Annotated in this window: 7 protein-coding genes; all 7 read right to left on the bottom strand. The window is 45.8% G+C overall.

Going from position 1 to position 12,343, the window contains the following annotated elements; genetic code table 11:
• Positions 1-155: 155 nt before the first annotated feature.
• The 7 genes from hemW to BN3910_RS07645 all read right to left on the bottom strand — a co-directional run bounded on the left by hemW (position 156) and on the right by BN3910_RS07645 (position 12,190).
• A complete protein-coding gene (hemW, locus tag BN3910_RS00625) occupies positions 156-1,370 on the bottom strand; it encodes a radical SAM family heme chaperone HemW (RefSeq protein ID WP_066923188.1) in 1,215 nt (404 codons plus the stop codon).
• Positions 1,357-3,168, bottom strand: coding sequence for a translation elongation factor 4 (lepA, locus tag BN3910_RS00620; RefSeq protein WP_066923185.1), 1,812 nt, complete (start codon positions 3,166-3,168; stop codon positions 1,357-1,359). The genes hemW and lepA overlap by 14 nt, the downstream gene beginning before the upstream one ends.
• A gap of 8 nt (positions 3,169-3,176) precedes the next feature.
• Entirely contained in the window at positions 3,177-3,734 is a 558-nt protein-coding gene (lepB, locus tag BN3910_RS00615; protein WP_066923182.1) for a signal peptidase I, read from the bottom strand.
• Positions 3,735-3,750: 16 nt separating this feature from the next.
• Complete coding sequence (gene lepB, locus BN3910_RS07650) at positions 3,751-5,208, bottom strand: signal peptidase I (protein ID WP_066923179.1); 1,458 nt, start codon at positions 5,206-5,208, stop codon at positions 3,751-3,753.
• Between the two features lie 113 nt (positions 5,209-5,321).
• Positions 5,322-5,591 (bottom strand): 30S ribosomal protein S20, encoded by a 270-nt coding sequence (gene rpsT / locus BN3910_RS00605; protein WP_066923176.1) that lies wholly within the window; start codon positions 5,589-5,591, stop codon positions 5,322-5,324.
• A 284-nt stretch (positions 5,592-5,875) separates the two neighbouring features.
• The gene (locus tag BN3910_RS07715) at positions 5,876-6,106 is read right to left on the bottom strand and encodes a hypothetical protein (RefSeq protein ID WP_148417305.1); all 231 of its coding nucleotides are present in this window, start codon (positions 6,104-6,106) and stop codon (positions 5,876-5,878) included.
• 768 nt (positions 6,107-6,874) lie between these two features.
• Positions 6,875-12,190, bottom strand: coding sequence for a Cna B-type domain-containing protein (locus tag BN3910_RS07645; protein WP_066923173.1), 5,316 nt, complete (start codon positions 12,188-12,190; stop codon positions 6,875-6,877).
• Between the last annotated feature and the right edge of the window lie 153 nt (positions 12,191-12,343).

The raw sequence follows: 12,343 nt of genomic DNA, 5'->3' as shown, positions 1-12,343 counted from the left end.
CTTCGCCCGGTCACATTGATCTTGCGAAAAGTAATCCTCGCTATTCCGGTTCTTTTTCCTGTTATCACTCTATCTCTTTGAGTGCTAACATTATGATACAAGGCTTCGCACCCTTTGTCAATCGAAAGCAATGAAAATTGACGCTTTTTTCGCCGTCAACCTTCCCATTCCCAAAGGATGTCGGATAAGACATCATTTTGTACATTGAGTCCCGAACGTGTGAACGCAAGATGTGATGCGGTCACGCGCATCAAGCCGTTATTTTCAGCTTTGCGGATGCTTTTCGGTGCCATGGCGAGCACATCCATGCCGTTTTGTGCAAAGAATGCCTGTCGATTGATGCCCTCTATTTTACGCAGCCCCATCATGACCTGCTCAAAACGGTCTTCCTGTTGCGACCGTACCAAATGTTGCTGTGGAAGTCGGCCTTCTTTTACTTCATTCAGATAGGCATGGATGCCCGAAGGGTTTTGATAGCGCTCGCTCTGTAAATAGCTTGCCGCACCGACACCGATGCCAAGATAATCCTGCGCCGTCCAGTATTTCAGATTGTGCCGCGAAGCGTAGGAAGGAAGGGCAAAATTAGAGATTTCATAGCGTTCATAACCAAGAGCCGACAAAGTTTCCAGCACCTCATCTTCCTCCTGCAGGAGCACAGTCTCTTCCGGCAAGGGCAAGTCGCCATGCTGCGCCTGCCAGGAAAAATAAGTTTTCTCTTCTAAAATTAATGAATACCAGGAGATGTGCTGCGGGCGCCATTCCGCCACATAACAAAGATCACGACGAATATCGGGAAGCGTCTGATTCGGCAAGCCGAGAAGGAGGTCCACATTCACATTTTTTGCGCCGGCTTCTTGGAACAAAGCGATATCTCTTGCCACATCCTGTGCGGTGTGCGTGCGGCCAAGTCGTTGAAGCAAGCTGTCAGACATCGTCTGCACGCCGAGAGAAAAGCGATTGACTCCGGCGGAGAGAAGAAGCGCAAGAGCGTCTTTATCCAGCGTTCCGGGGTTCACTTCCATGGTAATTTCCACTTCATCGGCAAACAAAAAGTTTGCGCGCAGAGCATTCAACACAGAAGCCAGTGTCTCCTGCGGCATAAGCGAAGGCGTTCCTCCGCCAAAATAAACGGAATCGACAAGATAATGCGTTGACGGCAAGAACGGATTTTTCTGTTGCGCTTTCGCCTGACCCAACAGCGCAATTTCTTTTTTCAGCGCCGAAATATACGGGGCGTGAAGCCCCTCAGCATGGGGAAACGTCAAAAAATCGCAATAGAAACAGCGCTCCCGGCAGAAAGGATAATGAATATACAGTCCGAGCGGACGAAAAGCAGGCGCCGAACCGGATGTGGTCTCAGTTTTCCTCATCGTACTTTAGAACATTCAAAAAGGCGCTCTGCGGAATGCTGACGTTTCCGATCTGGCTCATGCGCTTCTTGCCTTCCTTTTGCTTCTCCAGCAGTTTCTTTTTGCGCGAAATATCGCCGCCGTAGCACTTGGAAAGCACGTCTTTGCGCAGAGCGGAAACCGTCTCGCGGGCAATGATTTTTGCCCCGATCGCTGCCTGAATGGGCACGGCGAATTGATGACGCGGAATTTCCTTCTTCATCCGTTCGCAGATCAAACGTCCGCGCTCATACGCTTTATCACGATGAACGATGAGCGAAAGGGCATCCACTGGCTCGCTGTTGACCAGAATATCCAGTTTCACCAAATCGGACGGCTGATAACCCTGCAGCTCATAATCTAAGCTTGCATAGCCGCGCGTCTTGGACTTTAACGCATCAAAGAAATCATAGATGACCTCGTTCAGCGGCATATCATAGTGCATGGAAACACGGCGCTCGTCCATGTATTCCATGTTTTTATACACGCCGCGTCGATCCTGACAGAGCTCCATAATTGTACCGATGTACTCTTTCGGCGTCATAATATCCGCGCGCACAATCGGCTCCTCCACCCGTTCCAGATCGGTCGGATCGGGAAAATCGGTCGGGTTTTGAATGCTGAACTGTTGCCCGTTATGCAACGTGATGTGATAAATAACGCTCGGTGCGGTGGCCAAAATGTCGAGATTAAATTCGCGCGCCAAGCGTTCCTCAATGACCTCCATATGGAGCATGCCCAGAAAGCCGCAACGGAAGCCGAAGCCCAGTGCAGCCGAATTTTCTTTTTCAAACACCAAAGCGGCATCGTTGACCTGCAGCTTCTCCAGCGCATCGCGCACGCTGTTGACATCTTCGTTCGTGCTGGGGTAGATGCCTGCATAGACCATGGGCACAACTTTTTTGTAACCGGGAAGCGGCTCCTTCGTCGGATTGTCCGCCGCCGTGATGGTATCGCCGACTTGTGCATCTCCTACCGTCTTAATGGAGCAGACCACATAACCGACATCTCCAGTAGAAAGTTCATCGGTGCGTACATGACCGCGTGCATCGTAGCCGACCTCGTCGACCTCATATTCCTTTCCCGTGGCCATGAGACGAATGCGCATGCCCGGTGTAATCTTGCCGTCTTTCACGCGCACAAACATCACCACACCGAGATAGGGATCATAATAAGAATCGAAAATAAGCGCTTGAAGCGGTGCCTTCGGATCGCCAGAAGGTGCAGGAATGTTTTTCACGATATCTTCCAGAACCGCCTTGATATTCGTTCCCGCCTTCGCTGAAATCAGCGGAATTCCTTCCGTATCAAAGCCTAAGACGTTTTCAATTTCCTCTTTGGCCATGGGAATATTGGCTCCGGGCAAGTCAATCTTATTGATGACCGGCAAAATTTCGAGATCTTCTTCCAATGCCAAATATGTATTGGCCAGCGTCTGCGCCTCCACCCCCTGAGAAGCATCCACAATGAGCACAGCCCCCTCGCAGGCGGCAAGGGAACGCGAAACCTCGTAGTTAAAGTCCACATGACCCGGCGTGTCAATGAGATTGAGCGTATACACGATGCCGTCATCCGCTTCATAAAATAAACGCACCGCTTTCAATTTAATGGTAATCCCGCGTTCACGTTCCAAATCCATGGAGTCCAGAAGTTGTTCCTTCATCTCCCGAAGCGTTACGGCCCCGGTCATTTCGATCAGTCGGTCTGCCAATGTGGATTTTCCATGGTCAATGTGCGCAATAATACAAAAATTACGTATATTTTCTTGCCGATCGCCCATAAAACCTCCTAAAATCCACCAAATGCATTAAACGGAAAATAGCGAAATACCGCACATCCCACGACAGAGCGCAGAGGAATCGTGCCGAAATAACGACTGTCCCGACTTGCGCCTTCTTCGCGATTATCACCCAAAACAAAGAGTTCATCTTTGCCCACCAGCCATTCCACCTTATCTCGAGTATGCGTATAACTGGTGTTGATGTAGGGTTCTTCCAGGCGTTTTCCATTGATATAGACCATGCCGTCTTCAATCTGTACATATTCATCCGGAAGAGCCACCACACGCTTAATGTAGTCCCGATTCTCGTCCGGAGCATGGAAAACCACGACATCGCCGCGTTTCAATCCTTCCGCAGTGATTCCTTGCTTAAAGACAAACAAGCGGTCGCCGTTATGCAGGGTGTCTTCCATGGAAGACCCCTCCACAACGGTGCTCGCCACAATAAAATGCGTAATCAAAAAAGCGATTGCGATGGCTACGACAATAATACGAATCGCTTCCAACGCCTTGACTTCACGTTCCGCACGCCATTTCGGCGTGTGATGAGGGGTGGGGGTTCTCATACTTTCCTCGTTATCATTAATACATGAGCATCATCTTGGTGATCGGCCAAATACGTAAACGCGAAACTGCCTTGATATGCTCCGCCAAAACAGGACCGAAAAGACGACTGTCGTTGCTGGCGCCGGTCCCGCGATTATCGCCCAATACGAAATACTCATTATTGCCCAATGTCCACTTGGCATTGGCATAGGAAACAGTCTCCTGATCCGTGTAAAATTCTTTCATCCATTTTCCATCGATGAATACTTTACCGTCCTGAATTTCTACCGTCTCCCCCGGCAAGCCGATCAGGCGCTTGACATAAAACTCGTTCAGATCGGGAGAATCGATGATCAGAACATCACCGCGCTTGTAGTTTTTGAAGTACGTTGGAATTTTACTAACCAACAAAAAGTCGCCATTGTGTAAGGTCGGCTCCATCGAGGTGCCGCTGACGGTGGTCGCCCCACCGACAAAAAAGCGAATGACAATGGCCAACAGCAAGGCTACGGAAATCGGCAAAATCCAGTTGAAAAAGACTCCACGAAAGCCTTTAGCTTCCGTTTTTTTGTCTTCCGCTTCCTCATCGGCATAAGCCGGCGTCGGATTTGCCGTATGCGGTTGCTCTTCATCTAATGGCCAATTTTTTTGCTGTCTCGCGGTATCCTGGGCGTCGATCGGGGAGGTGTTGTTGAAGGTCACGGCTTCCGTGATTTCTTCATCGCTTTCATCCTTCAATATCTCTTCCGGATGAACAGCAGAAAAAACCTGCGTACGATCCGCATCGAACGTCTCTTCCTCCACACGCGGAAGAACAATGGTCAGATCTTCTGTATCGTCTTCGTAAGGATTATCTTTTCTCTCGTTGGAATGTGCTTTCTCCATCGATTCGGAAACAACTTCCTCTTCTGTCGGTGCCAGTTCCGGTTCCTCTTTCGGCACGGTGATAACCGAAGAGGCCGGCGTCGCTTCCCACGGTTTCTCTGTCGGTTTCGGTTCCATTATTGTCTCATCGGGATCCGAAGAATCCGAATACAGAACATCCGGAATCGGTGCTTCGCGATTCAGCATTTCCGCCTCGCGCGCACTTCGCTCAGCGCGTTGCTCCTGCTCCAGTTTTTCTTTTGTTTCCTCGGAGAGATGATCATCCAGATAGCGCCGAAGATCGCGAATACCGCGCTTCGCGCTTTTCGGCGGTTCATTCGGTTGTCCAACGGAAGTTGGAGGAATGACGGGCCCTAAATCCGGTTCTTCAACAGGTCCCGGCGCTGTTATATCCTCTTTGTCCTCCTCGGAAGAAGACGAGTCGACAGAGACGAAATCCGCTTCTTCCGGCGGTTCCGATTCACTTGTTGACTCTATGGCTATCTCCGCCGCCGATTCGACGGCTTCGAGCGAAGGATTTGTTATCTGATCCGATTCTTTTTCCGGTTCTTCTTCCATAAATATGGCATCCAGCGAAAGCAAGCGCCGGTTGTTCTGTTCTTTCGTCATCGCACACTGCCTCTCCATTCATCAATCGTCGCAATCAGTATAGCACAGCGCGCGACGAAAAAAGTGCATAAAAAAAGAGCGGTTGTGAAGAAACCGCTCCTTTCTATTCGATCTTATTGCGCAGAAACGACGTTCAGACGCTTCTGCAAACGGCTGACGGTACGGCTTGCCGCGTTCTTTGAATATGCACTCTGCAACGAAGCGCGCTTCAGCTTGCGATCAATCACTTTTAACAGCTCTTGCGCTTCCTGAGGTGAGTTCGCCTCTAACGCCGCATCAAACTTTTTGATGTAGGTTTTAATCTCGGAACGCTTGCTGCGGTTGCGCAGACGATTGCGTTTAGCAATGTCAATTCTCTTTTTCGCCGACTTAATATTGGCCAATTCGCTCACCTCCTTTGGTAGCATGAGATCTTTTTTTCGATACCTGAAAAGTCTACCACAATCTTGTGATCTATGCAAATCAAAATGTAAATTGTAGCTTCTAATGCTGTAGAGATACAATTGATGTGAGACCAAGAAGAAAAAAATATAGAGAGAAATCCTGTACAATGAAAGCGTCAAACAAAACAAAGAAAGGATTCTCTCTATGTCAACCAGTATAGCAAAAACGCAGCGGTATCTGCTACGACCTTTGAAAACTGGATTTCATGCCTTATGATGGCGGGTTAACCCGCCATCATAAGGGTAGCATACAGAAGACTCTCGCCCACTTTACGGCGGCTTTCCACATTTTTGCGTTTTACAGCCGTAATGCTGCCACTGGATTTACGGCGGATTTTCACACTTTTGCATTTTACCGCCGTAAATATCTCGCCCACTTTACGGCGGCTCTCCACACTTTTGCGTTTTACCGCCGTAAATATCTCGCCATCAATGGAGCTTGTTTTTAATCTCACATCATTTACAAATATACAAAATGTAAATTGTAGCTTCTAATGCAACAAATCATAACAGCAAGCGGCAAAATGTATGGAAGCTTATTGAAAGCCGATCTCCTGCCGTGATTTTTCAACAGTTGAAGTCTACTTATACTGAATACGGTATAGGATAATACCACAAGAACGTAATCTTTCAATTAAAAAATCTTTTACGGATTCAGCTGAATCTCTTGATCGAACGCATTACCGTTCAAACCATGAGCAATTAATTCAACTCCCTTTTCCCTCTCGACGCGATCGCTCCCTCCATGGCTTCTTCTTCTGTGTATTTGTTGGTATTAACATTCTAACAGATTAGCCATGGATCTTTTTATTTGTTGCATTTCATTTTACAATTCGCCAGGAAGGTTACTGCTTCTATAGTGGTGGTTTCCCGTATTCGACAAAGCCAACACTATTGCGGGTAGAAAACTAAGCTTCCGTCGTCGGCTCATCCCCGTAAGAGTAAACAGGTTGTCCATACTTCAAGAAGGTCCTTTCTTTCAATTCCAAACCATGTTGACCTTGTCTGTGCTCGAAGACCTAAGAAAAAGCTGGGTCTACATTGTCCATCCCTGGATTTGATCTCTATAATAAAAAAGCTGAGCAGACTACCTGCTCAGCTTTTTTATTTTCACTCGGCTGATCTTTCCTTCTCAACGAGGACCGATAGCCCGTCTATTTGCATGTAATACCCAGACCATCTCACTTTGCAAGCAACCGTTTGATGACAGATCCTATTCCGTGTTACTTCTTTTGTCTTCCCTTACGAAGCAGTAGACAGGCCCCGGCAAAAGATACAAGGAGAAGTACCACATACCTCCCTAATTGGGTGGGGTCACTCGTATTAGGGGCAGGATTTATTGACCCCCGCGGCTTCTTTTCATCCTCTGGCTTAGCCGGTTTGTCGGGTTTGTCTGGTTTGTCCGGCTTCTCAGGTTTATCCGGCTGAATCGGCTTGCTCGGTTTATCCGGTTTGTCCGGCTTATCCGGCTTCTCAGGTTTGTCCGGTTTGTCTGGCTTGTCCGGTTCGTTCGGCTTGTCCGGTTTATCCGGTTCGTTCGGCTTGTCCGGTTTATCCGGTTTTCCCTGTTTAAGAATATTGGTTATCACAAAGCCTTTCATCATATCTCCGGACACAAGCGCTTGATATTGACTGACCTCCTCTTCCTTCACACTATAGGCGATTTTCTTTCCTGCCTTGTATTCATCGAGATCCTTGAAACCTCCGGTCCATTGATTCTCTTCTGTAAGCTCCAAAACCTTGTCCGTCTCCACTCCATCGGCAAGGAGCTTAATCGAAATATGCTTGGGACGGATTCGATCCTTATCTTCTTTATCCTCCCAAACCTTTTTAACCTCGATATTTATTGTTCTGGGCTTTAATGTATTGGTGATGGTAAAGCCCTTCTCCATGTTTCCTTTTATTGTGGATTGATATCCGTTTCCAACTTCCTCTTCCTGCACACTATAGGAAATTTTCTTTCCATCCTTAAATTCATTCAGCTCCTTGAACTCGCCGGTCCACTTGTTCTCTTCGTTTAAGCAGAGACTTTCTCCGGTCTCTTCCCCATTGGCAAGAAGCTTCACTATTACCTCGCCAGGACGCTTTCCATCCTGGTTGTTGCCATCCTCCCATACCTTAGAAACGGTTAAACTGGTCTTTTCTGGTGAATAGGTGTTCTTTACATCAAATCCCTCTACCGCTGAAAGATAATTCGCAACACTATCTTCCGTAATTGTGTAGAGCATCTTTGCCCCTTCCTCATCATAGGCAGGTAGATCAGAGAATGTCCATTTCCACTTTCCCTCTTGATCAGCTTGGACAGCCTTTATCTCTTTGTCTTTCCCATTGGCCTTCAGCCGTATGGTGATGGTTTCCGGTCTCCATAAACTTTCATCGTTTATCCAGGTTTTCTCGCCTTCTATCTCCAAAAGGAGGGTGTTGACAATGGTAAAGCCTTCTTTCGCACTCCCCAGGTAGCGGGTCATATATCCATCAACCGAATCCATTTCCTTAACACGGTAAAGGATTTCTTTCCCATCCTTCATAACATCCAGGTTTTCAAAGGATCCCTTCCAATTGTTGCGCTCCGAAAGAAGAAGTTTCTTCTGGGTGTCAACCCCATTGGCGAGGAGGTGGATTTCAACCTGGTCTGTCCGCTTTTTCTCCTTGTTGTCGAAGTCAAGCCAGGTCTTCTCTACGGAAATGGATCTCTTCTCGGACTCATTTATAACCGAGATCTCTTTTTCCATTTTTCCCTGGACAAGGACCTGTCTTTCCTTATCCCCCTTTACTTCAAAGGGAATAGCTTCCTTCAACAGCGCATACCCGTCAGGAGCCTTGGTTTCCTTAAGAAAATACATTCCAGGGGCCAGGCAGATCTCTGTCACCTGGTCTTTGAGACTGGTAAATTTGCAGTCCTTCCCCTTGCTATCCTTTGCGATAGGCCCTTCAGGACTTCCGACATAGATCGAAAATTGCGCCCCTTCCAATTTGAAGCCTTGGCTATCGACCTTGGAGAAAGATACCTTGGTGTAGGGCTTATTGAAGAAGTTGATTTTGGAGCCACTGGGTCCCTTGAAAACGTCTTTTGGACTTACTTCCGCAGGATACTCCACATTTAAAGGACTTGTTCCATAAAGGGCAAAATAGTAAGGTTTATCATTTAATAGATAGCCGTCCGGTGCTTTCTTCTCTTCCAGTTTATATAAAGTGTTATATAATACTTCAATTGGCTTTCCCTTATTATTGGAAGCCTCCTTGCCCAACGATGTAATGCTGTCATCAATTATTTCCCAAGTCTTCTTTTCTCGATCATATGCAGAGAGCGAGAATCTGGCTCCCCCTAAAAGCGAGGCGCTTTCATCTTTTTTTAACAGCCAAACCATTGGCACCGTCGTTGCCTGTCCCTGCGCTTTCAAAATGGTAATTTCCTGGCTCACTTTAGCATTTGGGCCCTTCAGGTTTTCTTTCCCTTTGAAGTAGGCCTGATTCTCAACAAGAACTCTTTCTCCAATATCCCCTTTTACCTGGGCTGTATAGATAATCTTTACAAATTTCTTGTCCGGCACCGTAATGGTATATTGATTCTTTTCCTCCAAAGTCGCATCCACAGAAAATTGTACAGGCTGATTCGTTCGGCCATCAAGGACTTGAATGGACTCCGTATTTACAGTAAGGTTTTCGTTTCCTACATCTACGATATCAAGAGTATCTCCCGCCGAGTTGACATCCAAAGCGTTCTTATTTACTTCAACGGTAAAACGGGCATAGGGAGCCGTTGCTTCGTCATAGTCCATCTGTTTTTTCAGGGCAGAGTTTTTCACGATTGCCTCGGCCTGGGTGGAGTCCTCCATGCCGAACCGATTAATAGTGGTTACCTTGTTTACGTAGGTAAAGTCCGTAGAAGAGGCGTCGCATAAAAAGGCATCATCTGTAGCCTTGGCCTCTACGAAAATGGTTGCTGAATAATCATTCGAGTTAAATCCATGATTTTCATCAACAAATGTCAATCCGTAAACCTTAATAGTGACGGTCGTCGTACCGTCCGAATTCTTAACCGGCTGTGAGCTCTGGCAGCGATACCACCTCCAACGATCAGACCAAGCGGAAACGAATTCTGTTCCCTTTGGTAGGGTTTCTTTTATAATTACTGTACCATCCCTATGACAATCCCGGTGTTCCTTATTCACTCTTATCGTCCAAATCAGTCTGGCCTTGTTATTATAATCTTCATATTGTTCTTTCTCGATTTGCGGGTAGTCCTCTCGAAATATAGATTTCCAACAAGTCTTAGTGACGGAACCCAAGGTTAATGTCCCGTAATTATAGTAATAGAGCCTCTTCTTCTTCGATGGGTTCACCATCGTCGTCTTATATCTAATATATAGATGATAGTTGTATCCCGGATAGAGGGTTTTTCCTTCCTTGATCACAGAAATATCACCCAGAAATTTAATTTTGAAGGATTTGAATTTGTCTGGTTCAAATTCATCCTCCGGTAAAACCTCATAAAGGGCTTTGTCGACTTCCACGCCAGAAATATTCAGTGAAATCCCCTCGAGATTCTCTTTGGTAAAATACATGGTATGGTTATCAGGTTCTCCCAAATTGCAAGTATCAACATAGACATCGCCTTTATGTAAGCGGTTAGGTATAACGGTTTCCCATTCCGCCCAATCCTGGTCCTGTTCTATATATATCTTATAAATGTCCCTAATCTCATTGGATACGGATCTATCATTCGAAACGTAAACATCACCTTCATAAAATGTATTGGAGTATTTTGCTGTTTTCGTCGGATCCTTCACCTTCGTTTTATAGCGGATTTCATAGCTGCATTTGCCATATTCCTTAGGGATCACATATTCAAAAGCGTTCTTCAATGGATCGAGATCGAAATACTCTCTTTTGATTTCAACCATTTCATTATTTCTTAACCCACTGAATATGATTTCGGCTTGACCCATAAATTCAAGGCCTTCCCCTATCGTGTCTTTAACCTTTTCTCCTCCTACATCAGAAATATGTCCATCCTTCGGGTATTGATTTCCTCGAATTATCCAAGGTATGGTTCCTTCGGATTCATCAAACTGCCTTGAAAATTTATTCAAATACTCTTGTTCTAAGTCGGTTGGCTCATAGTCAGAATTAAAAGGTAGGTCATTTGCAAGGTAGCCATTGGCATCCGTACCCTCCCCTGTTTCAAAAAAATTATAGCGATCCTTTCCAATATAGAGTTTGCTGGTACCGTCGAAGTATCTCCCATTCTCCTTGCTCCAAAAGGCTGGATTCAATTGTAGGTAGCTTGTGATCTCAACCTTATCCCCTGGTTTAATGACCGGAAGCGTGGCTTTCCAGGAGACTTTATTGGGTCTGGTAAAATTGTCCCATTCAAGCTTCTCCTTAGTTCCATTCCAGTGAGTAACCCAAATCGATTCAATGCCGGACTCACGATATAGGTCTACGTTTATGTCTGCTTGCTTAGAAAAACTTTTCTGTAGATGATCGTAGATGGGCACGTTGTACATGGTGTAGCTATTGTATTCATGTGGTGCAGTAATAATAATCTTGAAATACCTTCTGAAGGTCGATTGATCATATTGCATACTATCTTTATCAATATCTAGGAAATTCTTAACCGAGACAGCATGCTCTGTTTTTACAGGATCCTTCATTTTGTCAGCAATCGCAGAAGCAGTGTTCCTAAGGGTTCTCGCTTCCAGAGCGTCGCTCGATGGGTCGTTGTCTTTTTCTGTCTTCACCGCTTCAGTGATCCCTTTTTTATTTATTCTAACCTTGAAGGATAAGCTTGCTTTTGCACCAGGAGGTAATTCACCGATATTCCACCCCACCCCATTTTCTTCTTGGAAAAGGGTCGGTCGAACTTGTTCGGTGATATTTTGACTCTCTCTTCCCACGATTTTTTTAAAGGCAGAGTTAAGCCGGATATCCTTCACATCGATTTTCTTTAGGCTATCTTCATCAAACCAATCTTTTACGATTACATTCGTAAGCTCTTGGTTATTTCTGTCCCCTGCCTTAATCTCAATATTATAAAAGATATATCCGTTCTCTACTTTGGCTGTACCGTCCAAGGGTTTGTACGATCCCCCATCTTTAGTACTTGCACTTGGGGAAAAATTAAACATATACGCATACTTCTTGATAGTAAGCTCACGAATTGCCTGGAATGCCTTGAATTTTGTTTGTAAGGTAGCATTTCCAAAAGATAGGGCCTCTTCAAAACTCTCGTCCGGACTATTTCGAAAATCAAAGTGCCCCGAAAACTTCAACTCTGAAACTATGATACGTCCGTTTTTTTCATCGATATATCCATCATCGTAGCTGATCACAAGCTTGTTATTTTCAATGGCATAGTTCCCTACCCCGTCATGCCCCCTATCCCATACCGCTTCGGTATCATGAATACGGCCCTTGGAAATGGTACTTTCCTTCAAAATCGCAGGGACATCGCAGGTTACCGTATCTCCCTTTACAAGGGGATAGGAGTCTTCTTTATTTGCTAAGTCCTTGATATCAAATTTTATATTTACCACATAACTTGCATCCCTTGAAAGGCCATCGGGATAATCAATTTTTGCATCCTTCTCTTCTCCACTTTTTAAAGTGTATGTTTTCGTGACGCCATCACTAGTTAGCTGGATTTCTAAAAAAGAGATGGCTCCATTGGCATTAAACTCTTTTTTCTG

This window comes from Murdochiella massiliensis (assembly GCF_900059565.1).
GTDB classification, from domain to species: Bacteria; Bacillota; Clostridia; order Tissierellales; family Peptoniphilaceae; genus Murdochiella; species Murdochiella massiliensis.
Note: the sequence above shows the minus strand (reverse complement) of the source record. Positions and strands in the feature narration are given on the sequence as shown.